The sequence below is a fragment of the Methylomonas sp. Uni0009 genome (assembly GCF_054188105.3).
Genome location: NZ_JBTAFN010000001.1, coordinates 2,208,927 through 2,232,568 on the forward strand (window position 1 = coordinate 2,208,927; position 23,642 = coordinate 2,232,568).

Below are 23,642 nucleotides of genomic sequence, written 5' to 3' on the forward strand. Positions count from 1 at the left end.
ACTAAGTGATGCGGCTTATTTATAGATTTCTGCTGCCGCCGCTTTCAGTTTCGCTTCGTCGCCCTGCATCGGTTTCATCATGGGGTTTGTCGACGCTTTGGCGCCAGCAACCAACTCGTCGGCGGTTTTGAATTTAGCTTTCAAGGCATCCACGGCCGGTGCGACCGAGCCGTTATGGCAACCTTTGCAAGTAGCCGCCGCATCGGCGCTGGCCAGTGAAGGCGTGATGGCAACAGCTGCCAGTGTCAATATAGCGAGTAGATTTGTTTTCATGAACGTTACCTCGTGTTAATTATTATTTTTAGACTACGGTCCGGACAAGCGTCCTAACCGCTGGTGCGGATGATTTTAGGCATCGGCATGGGTTTTCTACCATAGCCGGAAATTCCAGGCAATCGCTTAAGGGTTTTGGAGTGGGGATAAGCAGTGTCGCGGGGTATGGAGGAAAGTCTTTGCCGACTGTTTACCAAACAAACTGCTTGCTTAATAAACCGCGTCGTGATTGCCAATATTGATGGGAATGATGCGGCCGTCTTCGATCAATAATTCCAGGGTAATGCGGTAAGACAAATTGATGGAAACCGAATGCAGCCCAGCCAACTTGCCTTGCGGTGGATGCAAACGGAGCGACGGGTGAAACGGATTAACTTCCAGTAACTGCAAGGTCTTTAAATACGGTCGCCGGAGTGCCGGATGGCGTTTGATAAAGCGTGCGGCTTTTTTGTCGTATTGCTCGGTAAAAACCAAGGCATACGCCATTACAGGGTGTCCAGCCGAGCCAAATGCGCTTCCGGAGACTCCTGCGTGAAGCGGCCGGCCGCCAAATCCGCGCGGGTTTGCGCCAGCGCTGCATCCAGTTCGCATTCGCGCAAATAATGGTAATGGGCGATGTCCATCACCACAAAACGCTCCTTGCCGCGTACCGACACCACCGCTTCCGGTGCCTCGGCCAGCGCCGCCTCGATAGCAGCGATACCTTTGGTTTTTAAGTCGTTGGCGCTAATTTGCGACATGGCTATTCCCCGCAGTTAATTTAGGATGTCAATGGTGTGCTTAATCGTGCGGTTAAGCAAGCGATCTTTTATACTCAAAAAAGCAGGACTATATGTCGCTCAGCATCTACTGCCTGTACACCATTGGTCATGGAAGGGCTTTTGGGTATGTTTCAAACGTGCTTGAGTTGCGGTTGAATGCGCGTATCTAAATGGATACAATTGGCCCGTGAATTATTTTGTGCAGCAAACGGAATCGTTTGCAAAATGGCTGGCGTCATTAAAAGACCTGCGCGCCAAAACTGCAATCTACCGCCGCATTGACCGGGCGCAGGCTGGCAATCTTGGCGACACCAAAGCGGTGGGCGAGGGTGTTTCCGAGATGCGCATCGATCTCGGAGCGGGTTACCGCGTTTATTACACAATACGTGGCGGCATGATGATAATTTTGTTGGTGGGCGGCGATAAGTCCACCCAACAGTCTGATATTCAACGCGCGATTAAACTGGCTAAAGAGGTTTAAAACATGAGTGAACAACTACTGCCCTTCGACATGATCACGCTATTGGATAGCGACGAAGCAGTCAGCGAATACCTTAACCAAGTGCTGGAAGAAGGCGATAGCGACGAACTTATAAGAGCCTTGGGCTATATCGCCAAAGCCAAAGGCATGGCCATGATCGCCAAGGAATCCGGTCTGGGCCGCGAAAGTTTGTACAAAGCGTTGGCCCCCGGTGCAAAACCGCGCTTCGACACGGTGTTGAAGGTTATTCGGGCATTGGGTGTTAAGTTACACGCGGAGCCGGTTTGATGCTGCCCGTCCGCAAGCTTGGCAGGCAAAGGCTTGATGCAAGGATTAGCCAAATTGTAGGATGTGCCGAACAACGTGGGGCGCGTCGTTCGCGATCGATTCGCTTGCGCTCAGCACATCTTATGTGTCCTATGGAGATAGTATCGTGAATAGGATAATAAATACGGTACAGAAAGTTTTAATATTAACTGTCTGGCTTTTTTCGGGGTTTATTTTATACGTTCCTGCTCAGCCTTTCTTATGTAAGGTTTATAGTCATTTTGTAAACTTCCCTAAGCTTAAAGATGCTGTTGTTTACGAGGGAACTGTATACGTAGAGGGGGAAGAAAAATGCAGAAGAGGTTCATGCACACCTCCCAATTATTATGTAGTCAACTCTTCCGGTAAACATGAGATTTATTGGGGCTTACCAGGTGCTAGATATGAACGATTTCCAAAAAATGGTATACAAGGTGCGACTGGTAAATTTTGGTTTCATCCAATATACGGCTCACTCCAAGAAAACTTCACAATTCATAAAAACGAATTTAACAATCCAGATACCTGGGATGGACAAAGCTTCTTTCATGGTATAGAGGAAACAAGAGATTTGTTCGAGCAGCATTTTGATTACACAAAACATATGTTAATGGCGTTTCCTTTTTTCATATTCCTAATCTTTTTTTATAAGGCCATGAAAAAACTTTTTTTAACCACTAAATCCACTTTGGAAGGATAAACTCGGTAAGTATGATTACCTCAGCCAAGACTTCGTAGGTTCGATTAGCCAAGTAGGGTATGCACCGCATACCTTTTTTGCGTTCCAATTGTCGTGGCCTCATAGGTACGCGGTGCGTACCCTACACCCAATCCATTCGCTCGAACTTCAATAACTCAAACCCATGTCCTACTCCCATACACTCAATCTAAAATCCGGCCAAGTCGATCTGACCCACGGCGGTGGCGGTCGGGCGATGGCGCAATTGATTAATGAATTGTTCGTCAAGCATTTCGACAACAACTTGCTGCGCCGGCAGAACGATCAGGCCTTGTTCGACGTGCCGGCCGGTCGCTTGGCGATCAGCACCGACGGCCATGTGATTTCGCCACTGTTTTTCCCTGGCGGCGACATCGGCTCGCTGGCGGTGCATGGCACGCTTAACGACGTGGCGATGTCCGGCGCCAAGCCGCTTTACCTGAGCGCCGGCTTCATATTGGAAGAGGGCTTGCCGTTGGCCGACCTGGAACGCATCGTCATCAGCATGGCCGCTGCCGCCAAGGCCGCCGGTACGCCGATTGTCACCGGCGACACCAAGGTGGTGGAGCGCGGCAAGGGCGATGGGGTGTTCATTACCACCACCGGCGTCGGCATCGTGCCGGACGGGGTGAACATAAGCGGCGATAGCGCCGAAGCCGGTTGCGCGATTCTGCTCAGCGGCAGCATCGGCGACCACGGTGTAGCTATCATGGCTAGCCGCGAGAATCTGCAATTTGAAACCAGCATCGTCTCCGACTCGGCGGCGCTGCACGGTTTGGTGGCCGAGATGGTGGCCGTGGCGCCGGCGGCGATTCGATGTCTGCGCGACCCGACCCGCGGCGGTTTGGCGACGGTCTTGAACGAACTGGCCGGCCAATCCGGCGTCGGCATGGTCATCGACGAGGCGGCGATTCCGGTCAAAGCTCAGGTCAAGGCGGCTTGCGAAATCCTCGGCCTCGATCCGCTGTATGTCGCCAACGAAGGCAAACTGGTGTGCATTTGCGACGTCGCTGCCGCCGAGACTTTGCTGGCGGCGATGCGTCAGCATCCCTTGGGCCGCGACGCGGCCATCATCGGCCAAGTCATCGCCGACCCGCACCATTTCGTGCAAATGACCACCGCTTTCGGCGGCCGGCGTATCGTCGATTGGCCGGTCGGCGAACAACTGCCGCGCATCTGCTGATGCCCGGCAAGGCCATCCGCGCGCGCGGCGTGGTGCAGGGCGTCGGTTTTCGGCCGGCGATTTGGCATCTGGCGCGCGAGTTTGGTTTGGCGGGATCGGTGTGGAACGACGCCGAAGGCGTGATGATTCATGTCTATGGCAATGCGGTCGCTCTGGAATGCTTCGCCGCAGCCATTCCCAAACAGCTGCCGCCGCTGGCGGGTTTGGATGCCTTGGAAATCACTGATTTAGCAGGGGAAGCGGCGGACAGCGAATTTCGTATCGTCGCCAGCCAATCCGGCCGCGTCGAAACAGCAATCGCCGCCGACGCCGCCACCTGCCCGGATTGTTTGGCGGACATAGCCGATCCCTGCAACCGCCGCTACCGCTACCCATTCACCAATTGCACGCACTGCGGGCCGCGCTTGTCCATCGTCGACAGCGTGCCTTACGACCGCTGTCATACCAGCATGGCGGCGTTTGAGATGTGCCCGGAATGCCAGCGCGAATACGACGATCCTACAGACCGGCGCTTTCATGCCCAGGCCAACTGCTGTCCGGTGTGTGGGCCGAAGTTGTGGTTGGAAGCAGCCTCCGGTCCCTCGCTTGGCGTGGGAGTCATGAACGCGGGCGTGATGAACGATGTCATCCGCCAAATCGCGGACCTGATTCGTCAAGGCCACATCGTTGCCATCAAAGGTTTGGGTGGCTTTCATCTGGCTTGCGACGCCGGCAATGCCACGGCAGTGGGAGAATTGCGCCGGCGCAAGCGCCGTTACGCCAAGCCGTTTGCGTTGATGGCGCGGGACGTCCACACGATACGCCGCTACGCGGCAATCAACGACGCCGAACTGATCGCTCTGCAATCGACGGCCGCGCCGATTGTTCTGCTCCAAGCGACTGGGAAAAAATTGGCGGAAGGCATCGCGTCGGGCGACGATAAACTCGGTTTCATGCTCCCATACACGCCGCTGCACACGCTACTGACGGCGGAATTGGACAACCCTATCGTGCTGACTTCCGGCAATGTGTCAGACGAACCGCAGTGCATCGACAACGACGAAGCCCGGGAAAAGTTGGTCGGCATCGCCGACTTTCTGTTGTTCCACGACCGCGGCATCGTCAATCGTCTGGACGATTCGGTAGCGAGACTGATGGCCGGTGACATCCGCCTATTACGCCGCGCGCGCGGCTACGCGCCGGAAGCGCTGACATTGCCGAAGGGCTTCGAATCCGCCGCGCCGGTTCTGGCGATGGGCGCCGAGTTGAAAAACAGTTTTTGCTTGCTGAAAAACGGCCAGGCGCTTGTCAGCCAACATATCGGCGATTTGGAAAACGCCGCCGTGCAGCAGGATTACCGGCACGCTATCGACTTGTACCTAATATTGAATGATTTCACACCCAAGCGCATAGCTGTCGATAAGCATCCAGGTTATTTGTCGACTCAGTATGGCCAGACTTTGGCTGCTACGGAATCCATCGATTTAGTTAGTATCCAGCATCATCATGCTCACCTGGCGGCTTGTTTGGCCGAACATGGCGTGGGTCTGCAGGAGCCACCGGTATTGGCGGCAATCTTCGACGGTTTGGGGCTAGGCGATAATGGCGAGTTATGGGGCGGCGAGTTTTTGCTCGGCGATTATCGCCGTTACACCCGGCTCGGGCATTTTCAGTCTATTGCCTTAATCGGCGGCGCACAGGCCATGCGTGAACCCTGGCGGAATACTTATGCGCAACTACGGCATTATTTCGATTGGCCGGTATTGCAACGCGACTATGCGGATTTGGAGATCATGCGCTTGTTAGCAGGCAAGCCGTTGGCAACGCTGGATACGATGACTGATAAGAAACTCAACTCGCCGCTCAGCAGTTCTTGTGGGCGCTGGTTTGATGCTTTTGCTGCTGCTTTGGACTTACATCCCGAGCAAGTGCATTTCGAAGGCCAAGCGGCGATTGCCATGGAAGTGTTGGCGACGCCGGTATTTAATGAAGAACAGGCTTACCCGGCGACCTGGTCTATGAAGCTGAACGGCGACCTTCTGGTATTAAGTTGGCGAGACCTCTGGAAAGCGGTATTGGACGACCTGACATGCTGCACCGATAAGGCTCTCATAGCCGCTCGTATCCATCATACCCTGGCTGCCGGGACGGTCGAAGTGCTGAATCGATTGAGTCGTCAAACCGGCGCAGATTGTATTGTCTTGAGCGGCGGCGTGTTTCAAAACCGCTTGTTGCTGGAATCGGTCTGCGAGCAATTGCGCCAACACGGCAAAACCGTGTTATCGCCGCAACGCTATCCGATGAACGACGGTGGATTGGCCTTGGGGCAGGTGGTGATCGCGGCGGCCGCACATGGATGATATGCAGTGTTGATAAGGTTGAATTGCGGACCATGTCGTCTAGCAGTTAATCTGTGCGGGAGACAATTGGCGATCGATGTCGGTTGATGATTTGCGTTAGAATGTTTTGCTGTTTCCGTTTCAACGCAAAAGCGTCAGGTAGTTCCATAAAATGGCAGCAATACTCATCACTTTGAAACACATTGTCAGTAAATCTTACTCAACGAGGCAATTATGAAAGCAAGAGGACGAATGAAAAAGCTATTAATGTCAGGCCTGTTTTTCGCTTGTATCCCTTATTCCGAGGGTTATGCCGCAACCACGCTTTATACCCAAGACTTCGAAAATCCCAATGCCGGCGCATTTGTGAACGATAGCGGTGATGTCAATATTTTTAATCCTATCAACGCCCTTTATGGTGGGCAGCCGGCCGGTTTCCAGTTCGCTCAAACCTTTACCGTGGAAACATTGCGAATTGGCGGCACACAGGCTTGGGGGACCGGGTTTCTCGACCCGCAAGCGCGGGGGGGAAACTATGCGATCAGTATGCTTTCGAGCGTCCAGAACGATCTTTTAGGTCTGTCCTTTAATATTGGAACACACAAATATCTGAATTTTCAGATGGATGTGTCCTCGATAGATTTGGATAGATGGGGTGGCCCTTTTGTAGCTTCGGGAGGCGTTGCGCCAGTGTTTCGTTTCTCGCTTTTTGACAATCCCGGCGGCGGTACAGGCGTAACTGGGGGAACATTGTTAAGTTTTGCGGATGTGACTGGAACCGCAACGGCACTTAAGAACACTTTCGATTGGACTAACCACATCATAGCGCTTGATGCGACAGGGAACACCAACGGCAACGTGATATTGCAAATCGATGAGTTACAAGGCGGTTATGCAGCGCTGGATAATTTTGTGATCGCGGCATCCGATAAACCGGGTGATGTTGGTCAAGTGCCCCTCCCGGCCGCTGCTTGGTTGTTTGGTAGCGGTTTGCTCGGACTGCTGGCTCTGAGGCCAAGCAAGCGCGGTTAGGTTGTAGGTTTAGCTATCGTTCAACTGGCGAGGCGGGTTCGCTAGTTGATCAGACAGGGCGAGACCAATGTCTCTCCCTGTCTGTCGTCGTCAAACCTGCTTCTCAAACGCCACCTCAAACCGGCCATAACGCTGCAAAATCGCCGGCAACAGCAGTAAATTCAGCATGGTCGACGAAGCCAAACCGCCGATGATGATGGCTGCCATTGGCCCCATGATTTCCCGGCCCGGATTATCGCTGCCTATCGCAATCGGCAGCATGGCCAGTGCGGTGACCAGTGCGGTCATCAGGATGGCCGGCAGGCGTTCCTGGGCACCGCGAATCAAGGTCTCCGTCGACCAAATCTGGCCTTCCAGTTCAATCAAATGCCGGTAATGGGAGATCAGCATGATGCAGTTCCGCACGGTGATGCCGAACAAGGTGATGAAGCCGACGAAGGAACCGACCGACAGCGTGGCGTCGGTGATGACTACCGCGGCGACGCCGCCCAATAGGGCAAAGGGCAGGTTTAGCAAGGTCAGTAGCATGTGCCGCAGGCTACCCAAGGCGATGAACACGAAAATCAACACGCCGGCGCCGGCCAGCAGGGCGTGGATGATCAACGTTTCACGGGCCTTTGCTTGTTCCAGCGCCGCGCCGATGAACTCCGGGTAACTGCCGTCGCGCCAGCTGAGCTCGTTTTGCACCCGTTGTTTCAATTCGATCATAAAGGCGTCCATGTCCCGATCTTCCACCTTGCAAGTAACGGTCTGTATGCGCTGTGCGCCTTGATGCAGGATGTTGTAGCGGCCTTCGCCGTGGCGGATTTCGGCCACTTCGCCCAGTAGCACCCGCTGGCCTTCCGTGTTTTTCAAGGGCAGCTGAGCCAGGTAATCCGGCTGACTGCGCCATTCCAGAGCCAGCGCTACCGCCACATTGAAAATCCGGTTGCCTTGCAGATGCTTGCCGACGATACGGCCTTCGTAAGCGGTTTGTAGGGCTGTCATCACTTGCGCCGGGCTGATGCCGCGAAATTTTAACTGCTCCAGGTTCAGTTCGACTTGCAGCATGGCGGTGGCGGGCGGCGAGCGAAGTTGCACGTCTTCCGCGCCGGGCAGCGTATTGATCAGTGCGGCGAGCTGTTGGGCTTTACGATCCAGCTCAGCCAGGTCGTTGCCGTAAATATTGACGACCACCGGCGCGGTGTAGCCGGAAATAGTTTCATCGACCCGTTCAGTTAAAAAGGTGTTGGCTTCGTAATTGATGCCGGGGAATTGTTCCAAAACCTCGCGCAAACGCTCCAGGATCTGCTGTTGTTCTTGGCCGGATGATGGTTTTAAGCGTACTTCGTATTCGCTGTAGTGGCTGCCGTAAGTGTCGGCGCCGCGTTCGGCACGACCGGCCCATTGCGATACCGATTCCACACCGTCGATTGCCATGATTTGCTCGGTGAGTAAGTTGCCGACGCGGATGGATTCTTGCAACGAAGTACCCGGTACGCTGGCGGTGTGGACGATGAAATGGCCCTCGCGCAATTCCGGTAGAAATTTATGATCCAATCTTAGAAAGGCGGCTATGCCGATCAGGCAGGCAAGCGCGCCTATCATCGCCACGGTTTTGAAATGCTTGATAGCCCAGAGTAATTGCTGGGCATACAGTGGTTTAAGATGGCGCAACACGGGTGGATCGCTGTCGTCCGGCAGCTTGTTGCGAAACATTAAATGGCATAGAGCCGGTGTCAGCGTTAGCGCCACCAGCAATGACATCAAAATCGCCAGGATATACGACACGCCCAGCGGCGCGAACAAGCGGCCGCTGACGCCGTCCAGCGTCAGCAGCGGCACAAACACCAAAGCCACGATGAAGCTGGCATAAACCACCGAACTGCGAACTTCCAGCGAAGCCTGATAAATCACCGTTTCCACGCTATCCGGGAAGATTTTTAAGCGGTTTTCGCGCAGGCGTCTAAAGATGTTTTCGGTGTCTATAATGGCGTCGTCCACCACCTCGCCCAGCGCAATCGCTAGCCCGCCCAACACCATGATATTCAGATTGACGCCAGATTCCAGCAGCACCAGCGCAGCGGTCAGCAACGACAATGGAATGGCGGTAGCGGCAATGAAGGCGCTACGCAGATTGAACAAGAACACATATAGCACTACCAGTACGAACAGCCCGCCGATCAGTAGATGCCCGGACAGGTTATGCACCGAGGTTTCGATGTAATCGGCCGGCCGGAATAAATGCGAGTAGAAATCCACGGCCTGTTGCTTGAAGATGGGTTGAAACTCTTCCAACACGGCCTCGACCTGCCGCGACACCGACAAGGTATTGGCGCCGTACTGGCCGATCACCATCATCACGATGCCGGGTTTACCCATGATTTGCGCCGCGCCGATGGGCGGTTCCGGCCCATAACCGATCTGCGCGACATCGCCCAAGGTTACATTCATACCCTCCTGGCGTTTGACGATCAGTTGCTTGAATTGCTCGGGATTGACCGGCTGGCCGCTGATTTGCAGCGTAAAGCGTTGGTTGGCGTTTTCGATAAAGCCGGCGCCATTCATTTCCGCCGCGCCGGCCGCCGCGTTGACAATGTCGTCTATCGATAGATTGAAACGCTGTAAAGCTGCCGGTTGTAACTGCACTTGTAGTTGCTGAATGTCGCCGCCGAATACATTCACATCGGCCACACCCGGCACCGCCAGCAGCCGCGGCACCAAGCTCCAATCCACCAAGCCGCGCAGTTCCATCAAGGTTTTGCTGTCCGAACGGATGCCTATCGTCAATACTGTTGCCGACGAAGAAGACAAGGGTACGGCAATCGGCATTCCCACGCCAGGCGGCAGTTGCTGACTAAGGCCGTCCAGCCGTTCGCTGATCAATTGCCGGTTGCGGTATACGTCGCTAGTTTCGTTGAAGGTGGCGGTGACGATGGAGAGACCTTGAATCGATTGCGAGCGTAAGGTTTGCAGCCCAATTAAGCCGCCAACGCTTTTTTCGATTTGCTGAGTCACCAGCACTTCCACTTGCTCGGCAGCCAGGCCGGGGGCTTCGGTCTGGATGATGACTTGTTTGGGCGAAAATTCCGGAAAAATATCCAGACCGGCGTTAGCCAGACGGTAACTGCCGTAAACGAACAGCAGTAGCGCCAGGGCCACGACGATGCCGGAATAACGAATGGAAAAGCGGACCAAAAGTGCGAGCATGAGCGGCGAGAAGGGGTGAAATAGCGGGCTATTGTGCCTTGTCGGTCAGGATTGGTCCATGTTGATACGCAGCTTTCCTGGCTATGCGGATAGAAAGAAGGCTAAGCTCTGCGGTGACTTTCGAACGGAATGGTGCTTAAAAGATCGCCTCCGCGCTAGTCGCGGAGGTGAGCGTTGTCGGTTTTTTGAGAATCAGGAAAGCGATTTTTTGCGGGACACGGCGATGAAGCCCAATAATGCCGAACCCATTAAGCCAAAGGTTGCCGGCACAGGAACTGGGGTTGTGGTGGTTAATAGTCTGAACTGTCCATCCCATTTTGTCGGGCCGGTGAAGTTCAAGCGAAAACTATGCAGGCTGGCAAATACCGCAGGATTGGTAAAGTCGCTGAAACTTACCAAGTAATTATTGTTGCTGGTAAACGTTTTGATACCGGAACTTGAGCTGCCGTTGGCTACCATTTCCACGTTGACACCCAGATCGATTGCCAACACCTCCAGCAGGATGCCGTTGCCGTGAGCGGTTAAATCGAGCGGATCGAAATTCCACAGAATGGAAGCGCCACCGGCCGAACGGCCATCATTCGATATGATCAGCTGGTTGCCGCCGGAAACGATTTCCGTGGTGTTGGCTGAGGCGGTTCCCGAGGCTTGAGCGATAAAGGTCCTCGAGGCATTACTCAGGTCCGTGCCGGTAAGAGCAGACACTGTATCGCTGGTAGAGCCTGCGCTACTGCCGTCGTCGAATGCGGTTTGAGCATGGCTGAAATTATCAAGCGTCAATATGCCTGCTTGGCTTTGGCCGGATAGCGCTAAGCCCAAGCTTAGAAGCAAAGGTGCGAGGTTTTTGTGAAAATGTTTAGCATTCATGTGAGTTATCCGTGAGCAGAATTGAAGTTTGGAAATCAGAAAATTTTGACGGTAGGCGTTAAACCGCTACTAGTTTTTGGCGTTTGCCGCCGACAATGCCCAACGCGCCTATGATCAATAACGCCGTGACGGAAGGTTCCGGGACCGTTGATAATTGGCTGAAGTCAGCGTCCCACGCGGCATGGGTGCCGCGCAATTTCAGCTCCAGACTGTTTAGATTCTTGAAAGCCGCAGGATTCGAAAATTGTGAAAAATCAAATCTAATAGTGCTGGGTGAACCGATTGCAACGCTGGTCAAGTTCTGAAAACTTAGCAGCGAAGTACCGTTGGCGATCATTTGAATTTGGTAACTGGCGTCGCTAGATTCTGTCGTCAGCAATATCGCGTTAGCGAAAGTAGTGAAATCGACCGCAGCGAAGTTGTAAAAGATACTAGCGGTGCCGGTTGAATTGCTGCTGTTACCGACCGTTAACAAGCCGTCTTCTACAAAAATTCTGGTGGTACCGCTAGGGGTAGGGCTGGAATTTAAGGTTCGTTGCAAATTGCTTAGATCAGATCCGGATACATTAACTGGGCCATTGACGGTGTTTGTAGTGGACTGACGGGTGGCAAAATTATCGATCACTGTTGCCGACTCGGCGGCTTGAGTGAAGAAGGCTAAAATCAGGATTAATCCGGATAAGGGCATTTTCGGCATTACAGCGTTCATGTCGATTCCTTTTTGTCAGTGGCTGAAAGATAAGTGATTCGCGTGCAAGCCATTGGGTTGCATAGTGCGTCACTCTAACTAAGCATTAGTGATGCCAACTTAATTTAGATTAATCCAATCAATTATTTAAATGTGATTTGGTAGCGCTTTTTCAGCTGAGCTGCTGACAGCCGGGGCAGATGTTACGACAGATTTGGCAGGATGGCATGGTGCTGTCATGCGCGGCATTTAATAATGAGCGCAGTTGCTGCTTGTGGTCTTGGTGAGTGAGTGGGAATGTTTCCGATACTTTGCCGATCCTTTCAAAGTGCGATAGCATCGTACTAACACCTTCAATCTGGAGTTCAGCCTCATGGATAGCCAACATATCGATTTGCACCGCTCCATTATCTCCCTGAGTTGTGCGCTGGATTTAGTCGGTATCGACGAAGTGAAGCACGGTAAGCGGGTCGCGATGATGGCTTGGCACATTGCCGGCAAGCTCGATTGGTCGGCTGTTGATAGATTAAGCATTCTATACGCCGGTATGCTGCACGATTGCGGGGTGGCAAAGGTTCGCGAGCATAGGCATTTGACCGAATCGCTGGAGTGGGACGGTGCGGAGGCGCATTGTTTACGCGGTGCGGAATACTTGCAAGCCTGCCCGCCGCTGGCCTATCTGGCGGAGGAGATCCGCTATCATCACACGCGCTGGGAGCAATTGGTTGAATTGCCGCTGGTGCCCCGGATAAAGCTGCGTGCCAATCTGTTATTTCTGGCTGATCGGATTGACGTGTTGCAAGCCCCGTATTTGGCCAGCGAGCAAATTCTGGTGGCTGCGCCCAAAATAGTGGAGCGCTTACTGAGTTATTCGGGATCGCTGTTTGCGCCCGAGCTGTTGGCTGCATTTGCGGAACTGGCGAAAAGTCAGGCGTTTTGGCTGGCGATGGACCCGGATTATCTGGATGAGGATTTACGCGAATTGGGGCGTGATTTGCCGACGGTAGACTTGACTTATCCCTCGCTTCGGGAAATGGCGCGGCTGTTTTCGCGAGTGGTGGATGCGAAAAGCCCGTACACCGAGCAGCATTCTGAACGGGTTGCGCAGATCTCCAGACAATTGGCATTGGATTTGGGCGTGACCGGCTGCGATCTGGAGCAGGTGGAAATTGCCGGTTTATTGCACGACATTGGCAAATTGCGGGTTTCCGAGGACATCATAGACAAGCCAGGCAGCTTAACTGCCGAAGAGCGGGCCTGCATGCAGCGCCACAGTTATGACACGTACCGAATTTTGCAAAGAGTGTTTACCGACTCAAAAATTCCGCAATGGGCGGGTTTGCACCATGAAAATCTGCGTGGCGAAGGATATCCGTTCAAGACCATCGGCAAGTCTTTGGAGTTGGAGTGCAGGGTTATCAGTGTGGCCGATATTTTTCAGGCCTTGGCCCAGTCCCGTCCATATCGCGAGGGCATGTTACTGGCTGACATTATCCAGCACCTCAGGCAGCGCGTGGCGGAAGGGGTTTTGGATGGCGAGGTGGTTGCCAAGTTGATCGAGAATGCGGACTTTTATTACGAATTGGCGCAAGGCAATTACTCGATGGATTAAACCGGCGGCCAAAGGGCTATGCTTGTCCGCGACATCCAGGCCTGGGCCTTTTAAAATATTCGCTCGAAGCCGAAAACACAAAAGCCGGAGACATCTTTACGCCTCCGGCTTTTAGCGACAGCGAGCTAAATGGCTGATTACGCTTGGCGTTGTTTTCTGGTATTGAAGCCTATCAGACCGAGTAAGCCGGAACCCATCAGCCAAGCTGCGGCAGGCACCGGTACTGAGGTAATCGGGCCACTTCCGCCATTGTTGTCGAGGCAATATTCAACATAGAGCTCGGCAGCTTTGAAAAAATAATCTTTGCTACCATAATCCTTCACGCCCAATACGGCCGTCAATGAAGCGAAGCCGGTTTTGGAAAGAAAATCGCTAACATCCAAGCTGATATATTGTTTGTAGCCATCGACTTCGGTCCAGCTTGTGGAAACGTTGGAGCCGTTAATCGAGGTTATACGAGCGTATTCGTTTTTGTCTTTTAACAGGCCATTTAAGATGATGGAGTCGTCGGCCGATGTTGAGTCGTCACGCAACCATATTTTCAGCAGAGCGCTGTTGATAAAGGTGGTGTCCAGCTGATAGTTGAAGTTAAGGGTGTAGCTATCGTTACTGCTAATGTTGTCGGCTTTCGAAATTAGCGTGCCGTTGCTGCCGCCTGATAACGTCAGGCTCAGTTTTTCTAAATCGCAAGGCGCTTGAGTGCCGCAGCTACCGTGTTCTGGCTGATTGTCGTGTTCATGTTCGTGTTCAAACCAATTTGACGCAAAGGCGGAGGAAGTGAATAGGGCCGAAGATAATAGGATGGAAGCAGTAAACAGCGTTTTCATAGCAAGTACCCAGAAGTAATGAATGGAAATTTATCGGAGGTGATTGGACGCAGAACAGGATGTGTGCGGCAAATCATCTGGTGATCAGTTTATCTGGGGTTGTAACGTCGTTTAATTGTCCGTTCGTGCCATGACAATTTTGTCATGGCGGACGGTTGGGGCGGAGTGCTTGGATAGCGGGATCGCTCAGGTGCGGTATGGGTTACCTTCCATCCGAGTCGACTGTTGAGCAGTAAGAACAACTAACAGAGCTGAATGCGGCATCACAAACCGCGAATTGCCCGCTCATTTGCTTGCAGAGGTGGCAGAGAATATTTTGCGAAAACACCGCCTCAATTTTGCAGGCGGTGTTTATTTTGAGTTCTCTCAGATGCGGCGTTGTCCGATAAATCCCAATCCGGCCAGTGCCGCGCCAAACAGCCATGCGGCTGCAGGTAACGGCACGGTCGTGATCTTGATCGAGGCATTTGCCGTCAATACATTACCGTTTGACAGCGTGTCGGTGTCAGGATCGAACGAGGGATTAAACGGGCTGCGGGTGAATAAATCGTAAGTCAGTACAATTTGGCCGAAGACGGTGCCTTGCGCGGCGTTGTCGGCAATTCTAAAACTACCGACGCCGGTTTGGCTGGCGGCATCGAACGTTTGCCCCCATACGGTGCTGGCGCCAAAGCCCGGGCCTACAACGAAGAAATTGTCGGGTGCGCTGATAAAGTCCGTGAATACGCCTGGGGAGGTAGAGGACTGAAATTCCGCTCCTGTCACCACGAGGTAGTTTTGCGTGTTGGTGAGCAGGAAGCCCCAGCCCACGGTATCGCCCGCATCGCCTTCGATTAAGCCGTTTGTCGGCTCTAATTGTAGCGAGGTTGCTGCTTGGGTGCTGGGAAGAATAAGCAGCAAACTGGCTAACAGGATAAGTTGTTTGATCATCAGAATATCTCCTTAATTAAGGTCTAGCGGAATTGGTTGGTCAAGGTTTTCGATCCGGTTACTTCGCCGTTATTGCTGCTAAACGGGATGACAGCTTTAAATCTGGCGCTATTCGGGCAGCCGCTAAAATTGATTGTGGTGGTGCCGCTCACTTTAGCTCCTGCCTGGATGTTGCCGACGCCTAATGGAAAAGATAAGGGGCTTGTAATAACCGGGGTACAAGCGGCTCCGGAGGTTTGCGTAAGGGTTAAGTCATCGATCTGGGTATTTTCGGCGATACATCCGCTCTTGTTTGATAGGGTGATAGTCCAACGGCGTTCAATTTGAGTACCCGATTTAGCGGTGATAGATGCAAACAACTCAGGAAGTTCACCTACTCCACAACCCACAGGGTTTTCTATAAACCGGTCAGAAAAATCAGTTTTAACATCGTCCCAGACAATTAAATTGTCAATTGCAACACTAGCGCCTGAGATATTGTAAAAGTAGGCGAGAGCAAGGCGTGAGCCATCAGGTATGGCACCCCATGGTGAGGCATCATGGTAGCGCTGTGTTGTAACAAGGTTTCCATCAAGATAAAGATAAAGCTTACGTCCACCAAATTGCGCAATACCTGTTTCATTCCATACCATCGCATAATGGTGCCAGGCTGAACGGTCACCAAGAATGCTATCTAATGTTCCGGATTGGGTTGCAGTATCCACTAGCCCACTACAAAAGCTATTAGTTGCGACCCCTACTGTCCCGTAAAAGCCGAAGCCACCACAGCCGTTATTAGACCCAAACCCCATTCTCCAATGAAATACCGGCAAACTAGGTGGAGGCACGTAAAAAATCATAGTCACTGCATCAAAAAAGTTACTTGGGAAATTACTGAGTTTTGCCCAGAATTCTATTGTTCCCTTACTTTTTGACACAACGGATGTGGCTGGAAAAGTTAAGGCAAACACGTTTGAGTTCCCAACGTCATTCACAAAAGACTGACCAAAATTAGCAAAAGGGCCTGGCGCGAAATGCCCAGCTGTTTTTTGGCCTCCAGGCCCCACTTCGCTATTCGCAATCTCAGCATCACTGCCCAATTTGTTCCATAACACCACATTACCGTTTTCAGCTTGGGCTGTAGGGTTGAACAAACCGAGTAAAGCCAGCAGGCATGCGACGGCAGATAGAGTTTTGCGTTTAATTCCGTTCATAGAATCCTCCTTTAGGGAGTCAAGAAATACAATTTGCCGCAACCCGTTTATGGTGTCGGTTAGCCGGGTAGGGCAGGCGAATAGTTAGAATTATTGTAAGAAAAGAGGATGGAGCGAAGCGCCATGGCCGGCAACAAGCCGATAAAAGCCAGGATAGGCGCCAAAATTTATGGTACGAAATATAAGGTAATTACGCAATCGATAACTAGTGAGTTAATTCTGTGGCTTGATGACATTTAGGGTTGATTTGTTTGATTTACCGCCATTCGGCAAAGCGCTCGGCGCTGCCGCTAGGGGCATAGCCGGGTATAATCCGCGGCTATTGTTGACAACCCTTCTCCGCCATGTCCGAAGACTACTATTTCACTCCCGATCAAGCCGTCGAATCCCTAAAAGTGCCGCCGCATTCCATTCAGGCCGAGCAGTCGGTGCTGGGCGGTTTAATGCTGGATAACCAAACCTGGGATTCGGTGGCAGACAAGGTGGTCGAGACCGACTTTTATCGCCGCGACCATCGATTGATTTTCCGTGCCATCGCCCAGTTGGCCGAAAAGCAGGACCCGTTCGACGTGGTGACTTTGTCCGAGGTGCTGGAAACGACCGGCGAATTGCAGGATGTGGGCGGTTTGGCTTATTTAAGTACGCTGGCGCGAGATACGCCCAGCGCCGCGAATATCGTGGCCTACGCCAACATCGTCCGTGATCGTTCGGTTTTGCGGCAACTCATCCATGTCGGTACCGAGATTTCCGATTCGGCATTTACCACCGAGGGCCGGGAAACCGCCGATTTGTTGGAAAATGCCGAACGCAAGGTCTTCGAAATTGCCGAGCAACGCCAGCGCGGGCAAGGTGGGTTTAGCTCGATCAAGTCCTTGCTGGCAAAAGCCGTTGATAAAATCGAAACCCTCTACGAACTCGACGGCGATATAACCGGCGCCAGCACCGGCTTCACTGATCTGGACGAAAAAACCTCGGGTTTGCAGCCCGCCGATTTGATCATCGTCGCCGGCCGGCCGTCGATGGGTAAAACCACGATTGCGATGAACATGGCCGAAAACGTCGCGCTGAAAAGCGGCATGCCGGTGGCGGTGTTCAGTATGGAGATGCCGGGCGAATCCTTGGCGATGCGGATGATGTCGTCGCTGGGCCGCATTGACCAGCATAAAGTCCGTACCGGCAAATTGGACGACGATGATTGGCCGCGTTTGACCTCGGCGATCAACTTGCTGGCGGAAACCAAGATGTTCATCGACGACACGCCGGCCTTGACCCCGACCGAAGTGCGGTCGCGCGCCCGCCGTTTGACTCGGGAGCACGGTCAGCTTGGCCTGATCGTGTTGGACTATTTGCAGTTGATGCAATCGCCTGCAAGCGGCGATAACCGGGTGCAGCAGATTTCCGATATTTCCAGGGGCTTGAAGGCGCTGGCCAAGGAGCTCAATGTACCGGTGATCGCGCTGTCGCAGTTGAATCGGAATCTGGAGCAGCGCCCCAACAAGCGGCCGGTGATGTCGGACTTGCGCGAGTCCGGGGCGATTGAGCAGGATGCCGACTTGATCATCTTCGTTTATCGCGATGAGGTCTACCACGAAGACAGCCCGGACAAAGGCATCGCCGAAGTGATTATCGGCAAGCAGCGGAACGGACCTTTGGGGACGGTGCGATTGACTTTCCTGGGCCAATACACCCGTTTCGAAAACTTTGCCGGCGTTTATAACGGCCCCGAGGATTACGAATGACGCCTGCGGCTTTTGTGCGTCTGGATCTGGAAGCCGTGCGCCACAACTTGGTGCAAGTGAAGCGTTACGCGCCGGACAAAAAAATCATGGCGGTGATCAAGGCCAACGGTTACGGCCATGGCATGACGCGGGTAGCCACCGCTTTGGAAGCGGCGGATGGTTTTGCCGTCGCGCGAGTGGACGAGGGCGTCAGACTGCGGCAAGCCGGATTTAAACAAGCCATCACCGTGCTGCAGGGCTTTGTTTGCGTGGATGAATTGGATCAGCTGTTGAAGTATCAATTGGCGGCGGTGATCCACACTCCCCAGCAAATCGCTATCTTGCAACAGCAAACCGCCGACGAAGGCAGACTTGGCGTTTGGCTGAAAATGGATACTGGCATGAATCGTTTGGGCTTTAAAGGTGCCGATTTCAACGCTGCGTACCAGCAATTGCTGGGCTGTGTGCGGGTCGAGCAACCGATCAATCTGATCACCCATTTTGCCAATGCCGACGATTTGCTGGACGATAAAACCCGCCGGCAAATCGATTTGTTCAACGATGCGGTAAAAGACTACCCCGGCGCGTGCAGCATCGCCAATTCGGCCGGGATTATCGGCTGGCCGAATGTCCGCTTCGGCACCGCTCAGGAACGCAGTAGCGATTGGGTGAGACCGGGATTGATGCTCTATGGCTGTTCGCCGTTTGCCGGTAAAACCGGTGCGGACTTTGGTTTGCAGCCGGTGATGAGTTTGCATTCACGGCTGATCGCGGTCAAGGATGTCGCCGCCGGCGAAACGGTCGGTTACAGCGGTACTTGGCAATGCAAAACCGCGACTCGGCTGGGCGTAATCTCCATCGGCTACGGCGACGGCTACCACCGCCACACCAAGAGTGGCGCGCCGGTGTTGGTAAACGGCCAACGGGTGCCGTTAATTGGCCGGGTATCCATGGATATGATCACCGTGGATCTCAACGAACAAGCGGATGCACAGCCCGGCGATCCGGTCACTTTATGGGGCGATGACTTGCCGGTCGAAGAAATCGCCCGCTACGCCGAAACCATCCCCTACACCTTGCTGTGCGGGATCACGCAGCGGGTGCAGGTCATCGAGCAGGGGACGGAATAAGTGCGAAGGTTCCTTAATTCTTAATGATTGAGCTTTTTTGGGCTATTCAGTTTTTAACTCGAGTATCCGGATATGGGCGATCACTAATCGGTGCGAGCTCGTTTCTTCCATGTTCTGCAAAGAGCGGATAAAAATGGCTTAATTGACTTACCGGTAATTTTTTCTTAGTGCCAGAAAACCGGCTATGCCGGAAATAAAGAAAAACAGTGCTGATGGAATTGGAACAGGCGATGCCAATAAAAGACCTTGGCCATTTCCCAGTTTTCCCCAGGTCACATCCTTTGCTGTCAAGTAAGCTGGAATTAAATCAACAGCCGATACAGTATCGGGCAAATTCCGCAAAGCTATTTGCATAAACGACGGACGCACGGATTGTGCGTAGGCATATTGCATTCCAAAAATAATGCTGCTTGCACTCCAAGGATTGATGTTATACGCAACACCAGAATATGGCGTAACGCCAAGATACCAAGTTGAAGAGGGATCTTCAGAATCGAAATAACTTACTCTAGATAAGAAAAAATTAGGCTCTGTTGGGTTTGAAGCATCCTGTCTTTTTATGTAAGCAATTTCAGGCAAAAACTCAAAATATAACTGTTCAAACATTCCATTTGGGTTCGACAGAGAGATATCTATGTTAATAGAGTTACTAGATACGTCAGTTATTGTTACTTCAGAAAATGGCGGATTTAAGTTTTCTATGTCATGGTCTGTCGCGTAGATCGATGGGACGTTTTTGAAAAAAGAATAAGAAAAAGTGCTTCCTGAACAAATACTACTAAAACTAAATAAAGAAATAAGAAATACAAAAATTGATAACTTCCTCATGATGTTTTTTCCCTGTAGGTAAAGTTGTGTATTGATTAAAACGCTATAGCCGAAAACTTCAAATCGGGTTATCCGGCCTTACGTTGGCGGAACACATTTCAGGTGCCGATTACCACAAATTATTGCAAGCCCAAAACGAGCCCACTTTATCAAAGTTATACCCCCATCTCCACTTCGTACCCCGAATATTTGCGGATATTGATCACGCCGCTGTCGAAGATCAAATACTGGCCTTTGATGCCTTCCAAAATGCCGGACACTAATGGCTCTTTATCGAAATTAAACGATTTCACCTTGCTGGGGTATTGCAACACCGGATAGTCGAGCGTTAGCGGTTGGGCATCGCTGAGCAGCTGCGGCGGACTGTAGGGAAATTGCACGGCGATGTTTTGTAATTGTTCGGCGCATTCGGTGAGCAAGCCGTCGCGGATGGCCGGCAAATCCAAGGGAGCGGTGTTGTTTTTCAACATTTGCTGCCAGCTGGTTTTGTAGCTGACGTGTTGCGCCAAGGTGACTTCGATCAAACCCGACAGATGGCGGGAAGCGACCTTAAAAATGGGTAAGGCTTGCACCGCGCCTTGGTCGATCCAGCGGGTTGGGGTTTGCGATTGGCGGGTGATGCCGACTTTGATACCTGATGAGTTGGCTAGGTAAACGATATGCGGTTGAAAGCAAAACTCCTCGCCCCAACTCGGTTCGCGGCAGGTGCCGGCGGCGTAGTGGCAGGTTTCCGGCTTCATGATGCACATATCGCACTGCGCCAGTTTGATGAAACACGGGTAGCAATAGCCTTGATTGAAGCTTTTGTTGGTTTTTTTCGCGCAATGCACACAAAAGATTTGGCCGGTGTAACGTAGCGTGAGTTTTTTACCCAACAGCAGGTTCAATTCGATTGCCTGCTCGCCGACCGGCAAGCGGTATTGCACTGGCGCGGCCAACGCGCTGGTCATTTTCTGCAGACTGCCTAACACTTGATTTAATCCCGATAGCTGAATAACGGCGGCTATAATGACAGCGTTTCCAGCGTACTCAAAGAGGATTCGATGTCATTCATGCAAGTTGCTGCGGGTGGCAATATTCCGTTTGAAATAAATGTGGTGGTCGAGATTCCCGCATTCAGCGATCCGGTCAAATACGAGGTGGATAAACATACCGGCGCCCTGACAGTGGACCGTTTCATGGGCACCGCCATGCAATATCCCTGCAATTATGGGTACATCCCGCAAACCTTGTCCGAGGACGGCGATCCGGTTGATGTGATGATCATCACGCCGGCACCTTTGCTGAGCGGTTGCGTGATCAATTGCCGGCCGGTAGGCGTGTTGAAAATGGTAGACGAAGCCGGCCCTGATCCCAAGCTGTTGGCGGTACCTGTGCCGCGTTTGACGCCGTTTTACAATCACGTCAACGATTACAAGGATTTGCAACCGGACAAGTTGGCCAAGATCACCCACTTTTTCCAACATTACAAAGACCTGGAGGAAGGCAAATGGGTCTGCGTGGAAGGTTGGGGCGGCATCGAGGATGCGCGGCAGGAAATTCTGGAAAGTGTCGGCCGCTATAAAACCTCGCATAGCAGCCGTCGCTAATCCGTTGTACTTTGGTTAGCTGTTCGTTTGGGATAATTTCAGTTTTTTCGCACGGTACATCGCGCTATCGGCTCGGCTTAGTAGGTCAAGACTGCTTTGGCCGTCGTGGTGATAGATGGCCGCGCCTATGCTGGCACTGATCGAAACCGGCTTGCCCGCAATGCTGCAAGTTTCGGCCAAATGGGACTGAATTTTTTCTATCACCGCCGCTACGCTGTGATCAGCATCGACTTCACCCAACAACACCAAGAATTCGTCGCCGCCGTAACGGCAAGCGGTGTCGCCGTAGCGAAGACAAGCCGACAAGCGTCCTGCAACTTCTTTCAGTAATTGGTCGCCGGCCGCGTGGCCGAGTTCGTCGTTGATGTTTTTGAATTCGTCCAGATCGATAAACAATAGTGCGACTGGCCGTTTCTGACGATCCGCTTGGGCCATGGCCTGTTGCAGTCTATCCAGCAATAAAACTCGATTGGGTAAGCCGGTTAACTCGTCGTGGTGTGCGCAATGCAGCGCTTGCCTGTAATTCTCGTTACTTTCCAGTAACTGCTGTTCCAAGGTTTTGCGAGTGGCGTTCAGCGACTCGATTTGTCGGCGGGCGTCGGCCAGCTGTTGCTGACTAATCGCCAGGGCGCGTTCCAATGCGGCAAGCTCGGCTCGGGATTGATTCAATTGACAGCATTCGCTGTCGCTTTCGCATACCGGTGTTTGGTTAAGCCAGCGCTGGGCGACGATGGGTGAAACAACAGTGTATTTATGTTGCTGGACTCTGATTCGGTTATCCATCACAGCGCCTCCATTAAGTCAGCGGCTGAATCGATGGTAGTCAACACTGCGCTAGAGAGGATCGAATTATCAAATTTCATGACAATAACCCATATGAATTGAGTGGCCGGAAATCTCGTTAACCGAGGTTTGTTGGCTTAACTGGATCAATTCTCGTGCCAGACGCGCGGGCTTTAAAGCTGTTGTTGGGTAACTGCCTGTTGTTGAAGGAGTTTGGCAGGAATGAAAAAATGGAAGAGGGGCTGGATAATGCGGGATATGGGGTCTAAGTGCAGACGGTATTTCGTCAATATTACGAAATACCGTATTCCCAGGCTTGGATAACTGGGGAGAATTGACGGTAACTTAGGTTTTTTGCTCGATAACCAAGTTTTTTTGCAATTCTTGTGGCGGTACCGGATGGATCGGCTTCTGATACGCTGCCAGAATTTGCTTAACGTAATTGCGAGTTTCTTGATAGGGAGGGATGCCCTGATAGCGCTCTACTGCGCCTTCGCCGGCGTTATAAGCGGCCAGCACCAAATCGACTTTGCCTTCGAAATGTCTTAACAGCCAGTGTAGATAAGCCGTGCCGCCTTTGATGTTTTGGATCGGATTCCAGCTGTCTTTTACCCCAAAACGCTCGGCGGTTTCCGGAATAAGTTGCATCAGGCCCTGGGCGTTTTTACCGGACAGCGCGCTGGGGTTGAAAGCCGATTCGGCCTGAATCACTGCCATGATCAGTTGCGGATCGATGCTGTAAATGGGGGCAATTTCTTTTACCCAAGCCTCTACCCGTTCGCGGTTAGGGTTGGGATCGGCGACCAGTTTAACCTCGGGTTCTGGAGCCTGTGGTTGGCAGGCGGGGTCTTCACTTTGTGTGACATCGCCAAAGCGGCTTAGCATTTGCTGAGCATGCGTGTCGCCATATTCCGCAGCTTGCTTAAACCAGTGGCTGGCTAACGAAATGCTACGGGTTACGCCGCGGCCGTTGAAATACATAAATCCGATGCTGTAAGCCGATTCGGCATCGCCTTGCAGCGCGGCTTTGCAGTACATATCAAATGCTTGACGGTAATCTTGTTTGACAGTGCGGCCGTGTTCGAAATCGGCAGCGGTCTTGCGGATTTGTTCCAGATTAACCGGCGCTACGTCCTGAGCATTAGCGATTTGGGTGGTGAGGCTCAAGCACAGGGCAAGTAGCGATTGGCGTTTCAAGTTCATAAAATTCTCGTTC

General features: G+C 52.4%; 23 protein-coding genes. 10 read left to right on the top strand and 13 right to left on the bottom strand.

Annotated features, from left to right (window positions below; genetic code table 11):
- Window positions 1-15 precede the first annotated feature (15 nt).
- The 3 genes from ACWAU0_RS10480 to ACWAU0_RS10490 form a co-directional block, all read right to left on the bottom strand.
- The gene (locus ACWAU0_RS10480) at window positions 16-273 is read right to left on the bottom strand and encodes a hypothetical protein (protein WP_033159118.1); all 258 of its coding nucleotides are present in this window, start codon (window positions 271-273) and stop codon (window positions 16-18) included.
- Between the two features lie 210 nt (window positions 274-483).
- Complete coding sequence (locus ACWAU0_RS10485; RefSeq protein ID WP_458139088.1) at window positions 484-759, bottom strand: type II toxin-antitoxin system RelE/ParE family toxin; 276 nt, start codon at window positions 757-759, stop codon at window positions 484-486.
- Entirely contained in the window at window positions 759-1,013 is a 255-nt protein-coding gene (locus tag ACWAU0_RS10490) for a type II toxin-antitoxin system Phd/YefM family antitoxin (protein WP_445367908.1), read from the bottom strand. The genes ACWAU0_RS10485 and ACWAU0_RS10490 overlap by 1 nt, the downstream gene beginning before the upstream one ends.
- A 208-nt stretch (window positions 1,014-1,221) precedes the next feature.
- On the opposite strand from ACWAU0_RS10490, the gene ACWAU0_RS10495 reads away from it, so the two are divergent.
- The 6 genes from ACWAU0_RS10495 (at window position 1,222) to ACWAU0_RS10520 (ending at window position 7,072) form a co-directional block, all read left to right on the top strand.
- The gene (locus tag ACWAU0_RS10495) at window positions 1,222-1,515 is read left to right on the top strand and encodes a type II toxin-antitoxin system RelE/ParE family toxin (protein WP_101054270.1); all 294 of its coding nucleotides are present in this window, start codon (window positions 1,222-1,224) and stop codon (window positions 1,513-1,515) included.
- 3 nt (window positions 1,516-1,518) lie between these two features.
- Entirely contained in the window at window positions 1,519-1,803 is a 285-nt protein-coding gene (locus ACWAU0_RS10500) for an addiction module antidote protein (protein WP_033159122.1), read from the top strand.
- Window positions 1,804-1,948: 145 nt separating this feature from the next.
- Window positions 1,949-2,521 (top strand): hypothetical protein, encoded by a 573-nt coding sequence (locus tag ACWAU0_RS10505; RefSeq protein WP_458139089.1) that lies wholly within the window; start codon window positions 1,949-1,951, stop codon window positions 2,519-2,521.
- Between the two features lie 163 nt (window positions 2,522-2,684).
- Entirely contained in the window at window positions 2,685-3,722 is a 1,038-nt protein-coding gene (hypE, locus tag ACWAU0_RS10510) for a hydrogenase expression/formation protein HypE (RefSeq protein WP_458139090.1), read from the top strand.
- Entirely contained in the window at window positions 3,722-6,061 is a 2,340-nt protein-coding gene (gene hypF / locus ACWAU0_RS10515) for a carbamoyltransferase HypF (RefSeq protein ID WP_458139219.1), read from the top strand. The genes hypE and hypF overlap by 1 nt, the downstream gene beginning before the upstream one ends.
- A gap of 231 nt (window positions 6,062-6,292) precedes the next feature.
- Window positions 6,293-7,072, top strand: a complete 780-nt coding sequence (locus ACWAU0_RS10520; protein ID WP_033159125.1) for a hypothetical protein — start codon at window positions 6,293-6,295, stop codon at window positions 7,070-7,072.
- A gap of 90 nt (window positions 7,073-7,162) precedes the next feature.
- On the opposite strand, the gene ACWAU0_RS10525 is transcribed toward ACWAU0_RS10520, so the two are convergent.
- From ACWAU0_RS10525 to ACWAU0_RS10535, 3 genes are all read right to left on the bottom strand, one after another.
- Window positions 7,163-10,261, bottom strand: a complete 3,099-nt coding sequence (locus tag ACWAU0_RS10525; RefSeq protein ID WP_458139091.1) for an efflux RND transporter permease subunit — start codon at window positions 10,259-10,261, stop codon at window positions 7,163-7,165.
- A 192-nt stretch (window positions 10,262-10,453) separates the two neighbouring features.
- The gene (locus ACWAU0_RS10530) at window positions 10,454-11,128 is read right to left on the bottom strand and encodes a PEP-CTERM sorting domain-containing protein (protein ID WP_458139092.1); all 675 of its coding nucleotides are present in this window, start codon (window positions 11,126-11,128) and stop codon (window positions 10,454-10,456) included.
- Window positions 11,129-11,186: 58 nt separating this feature from the next.
- Window positions 11,187-11,837 carry a PEP-CTERM sorting domain-containing protein gene (locus tag ACWAU0_RS10535; protein ID WP_415879137.1) on the bottom strand — a complete coding sequence of 217 codons (651 nt, stop codon included), beginning with the start codon at window positions 11,835-11,837 and terminating at the stop codon, window positions 11,187-11,189.
- A 352-nt stretch (window positions 11,838-12,189) separates the two neighbouring features.
- Here ACWAU0_RS10535 and ACWAU0_RS10540 point away from each other — a divergent pair, with 352 nt between their 5' ends.
- Window positions 12,190-13,428, top strand: coding sequence for an HD-GYP domain-containing protein (locus tag ACWAU0_RS10540; protein ID WP_171697534.1), 1,239 nt, complete (start codon window positions 12,190-12,192; stop codon window positions 13,426-13,428).
- A 137-nt stretch (window positions 13,429-13,565) separates the two neighbouring features.
- On the opposite strand, the gene ACWAU0_RS10545 is transcribed toward ACWAU0_RS10540, so the two are convergent.
- From ACWAU0_RS10545 to ACWAU0_RS10555, 3 genes are all read right to left on the bottom strand, one after another.
- Window positions 13,566-14,255, bottom strand: coding sequence for a VPLPA-CTERM sorting domain-containing protein (locus ACWAU0_RS10545; protein WP_458139093.1), 690 nt, complete (start codon window positions 14,253-14,255; stop codon window positions 13,566-13,568).
- Window positions 14,256-14,621: 366 nt separating this feature from the next.
- Window positions 14,622-15,185 (bottom strand): VPLPA-CTERM sorting domain-containing protein, encoded by a 564-nt coding sequence (locus tag ACWAU0_RS10550; RefSeq protein ID WP_458139094.1) that lies wholly within the window; start codon window positions 15,183-15,185, stop codon window positions 14,622-14,624.
- Between the two features lie 23 nt (window positions 15,186-15,208).
- The gene (locus ACWAU0_RS10555; RefSeq protein ID WP_458139095.1) at window positions 15,209-16,378 is read right to left on the bottom strand and encodes a LamG-like jellyroll fold domain-containing protein; all 1,170 of its coding nucleotides are present in this window, start codon (window positions 16,376-16,378) and stop codon (window positions 15,209-15,211) included.
- 344 nt (window positions 16,379-16,722) lie between these two features.
- On the opposite strand from ACWAU0_RS10555, the gene dnaB reads away from it, so the two are divergent.
- Together dnaB and alr are read left to right on the top strand one after the other, a co-directional pair.
- Window positions 16,723-18,117 carry a replicative DNA helicase gene (dnaB, locus tag ACWAU0_RS10560; RefSeq protein WP_033159133.1) on the top strand — a complete coding sequence of 465 codons (1,395 nt, stop codon included), beginning with the start codon at window positions 16,723-16,725 and terminating at the stop codon, window positions 18,115-18,117.
- Window positions 18,114-19,226 (top strand): alanine racemase, encoded by a 1,113-nt coding sequence (gene alr, locus ACWAU0_RS10565; protein WP_458139096.1) that lies wholly within the window; start codon window positions 18,114-18,116, stop codon window positions 19,224-19,226. The genes dnaB and alr overlap by 4 nt, the downstream gene beginning before the upstream one ends.
- 147 nt (window positions 19,227-19,373) lie before the next feature.
- Here the strand turns inward: alr and ACWAU0_RS10570 are convergent, their stop codons facing one another.
- Window positions 19,374-20,054, bottom strand: coding sequence for a hypothetical protein (locus ACWAU0_RS10570; RefSeq protein WP_458139097.1), 681 nt, complete (start codon window positions 20,052-20,054; stop codon window positions 19,374-19,376).
- A gap of 155 nt (window positions 20,055-20,209) precedes the next feature.
- Window positions 20,210-21,025: a DUF2797 domain-containing protein gene (locus ACWAU0_RS10575; RefSeq protein WP_458139098.1), complete on the bottom strand. Its 816-nt coding sequence runs from the start codon at window positions 21,023-21,025 to the stop codon at window positions 20,210-20,212.
- Between the two features lie 72 nt (window positions 21,026-21,097).
- Here ACWAU0_RS10575 and ppa point away from each other — a divergent pair, with 72 nt between their 5' ends.
- The gene (gene ppa / locus ACWAU0_RS10580) at window positions 21,098-21,643 is read left to right on the top strand and encodes an inorganic diphosphatase (protein ID WP_458139099.1); all 546 of its coding nucleotides are present in this window, start codon (window positions 21,098-21,100) and stop codon (window positions 21,641-21,643) included.
- Between the two features lie 15 nt (window positions 21,644-21,658).
- Here ppa and ACWAU0_RS10585 read toward each other — a convergent pair whose 3' ends face one another.
- Window positions 21,659-22,426 carry a diguanylate cyclase domain-containing protein gene (locus tag ACWAU0_RS10585; protein WP_458139100.1) on the bottom strand — a complete coding sequence of 256 codons (768 nt, stop codon included), beginning with the start codon at window positions 22,424-22,426 and terminating at the stop codon, window positions 21,659-21,661.
- Window positions 22,427-22,771: 345 nt separating this feature from the next.
- Complete coding sequence (locus ACWAU0_RS10590; RefSeq protein ID WP_458139101.1) at window positions 22,772-23,629, bottom strand: transglycosylase SLT domain-containing protein; 858 nt, start codon at window positions 23,627-23,629, stop codon at window positions 22,772-22,774.
- Window positions 23,630-23,642: the final 13 nt, after the last annotated feature.

Coding starts and splice junctions, on each gene's coding strand:
- ACWAU0_RS10500 (WP_033159122.1), top strand. CDS start 1,519: ATGAGTGAACAACTACTGCCCTTCGACATGATCACGCTATTGGATAGC.
- hypE (WP_458139090.1), top strand. CDS start 2,685: ATGTCCTACTCCCATACACTCAATCTAAAATCCGGCCAAGTCGATCTG.
- ACWAU0_RS10490 (WP_445367908.1), bottom strand. CDS start 1,013: ATGTCGCAAATTAGCGCCAACGACTTAAAAACCAAAGGTATCGCTGCT.
- ppa (WP_458139099.1), top strand. CDS start 21,098: ATGTCATTCATGCAAGTTGCTGCGGGTGGCAATATTCCGTTTGAAATA.
- ACWAU0_RS10550 (WP_458139094.1), bottom strand. CDS start 15,185: ATGATCAAACAACTTATCCTGTTAGCCAGTTTGCTGCTTATTCTTCCC.
- dnaB (WP_033159133.1), top strand. CDS start 16,723: ATGTCCGAAGACTACTATTTCACTCCCGATCAAGCCGTCGAATCCCTA.
- ACWAU0_RS10485 (WP_458139088.1), bottom strand. CDS start 759: ATGGCGTATGCCTTGGTTTTTACCGAGCAATACGACAAAAAAGCCGCA.
- alr (WP_458139096.1), top strand. CDS start 18,114: ATGACGCCTGCGGCTTTTGTGCGTCTGGATCTGGAAGCCGTGCGCCAC.
- ACWAU0_RS10545 (WP_458139093.1), bottom strand. CDS start 14,255: ATGAAAACGCTGTTTACTGCTTCCATCCTATTATCTTCGGCCCTATTC.
- ACWAU0_RS10585 (WP_458139100.1), bottom strand. CDS start 22,426: ATGGATAACCGAATCAGAGTCCAGCAACATAAATACACTGTTGTTTCA.
- ACWAU0_RS10590 (WP_458139101.1), bottom strand. CDS start 23,629: ATGAACTTGAAACGCCAATCGCTACTTGCCCTGTGCTTGAGCCTCACC.
- ACWAU0_RS10480 (WP_033159118.1), bottom strand. CDS start 273: ATGAAAACAAATCTACTCGCTATATTGACACTGGCAGCTGTTGCCATC.
- ACWAU0_RS10530 (WP_458139092.1), bottom strand. CDS start 11,128: ATGAATGCTAAACATTTTCACAAAAACCTCGCACCTTTGCTTCTAAGC.
- ACWAU0_RS10535 (WP_415879137.1), bottom strand. CDS start 11,837: ATGAACGCTGTAATGCCGAAAATGCCCTTATCCGGATTAATCCTGATT.
- ACWAU0_RS10520 (WP_033159125.1), top strand. CDS start 6,293: ATGAAAAAGCTATTAATGTCAGGCCTGTTTTTCGCTTGTATCCCTTAT.
- ACWAU0_RS10540 (WP_171697534.1), top strand. CDS start 12,190: ATGGATAGCCAACATATCGATTTGCACCGCTCCATTATCTCCCTGAGT.
- ACWAU0_RS10555 (WP_458139095.1), bottom strand. CDS start 16,378: ATGAACGGAATTAAACGCAAAACTCTATCTGCCGTCGCATGCCTGCTG.
- ACWAU0_RS10570 (WP_458139097.1), bottom strand. CDS start 20,054: ATGAGGAAGTTATCAATTTTTGTATTTCTTATTTCTTTATTTAGTTTT.
- hypF (WP_458139219.1), top strand. CDS start 3,722: ATGCCCGGCAAGGCCATCCGCGCGCGCGGCGTGGTGCAGGGCGTCGGT.
- ACWAU0_RS10525 (WP_458139091.1), bottom strand. CDS start 10,261: ATGCTCGCACTTTTGGTCCGCTTTTCCATTCGTTATTCCGGCATCGTC.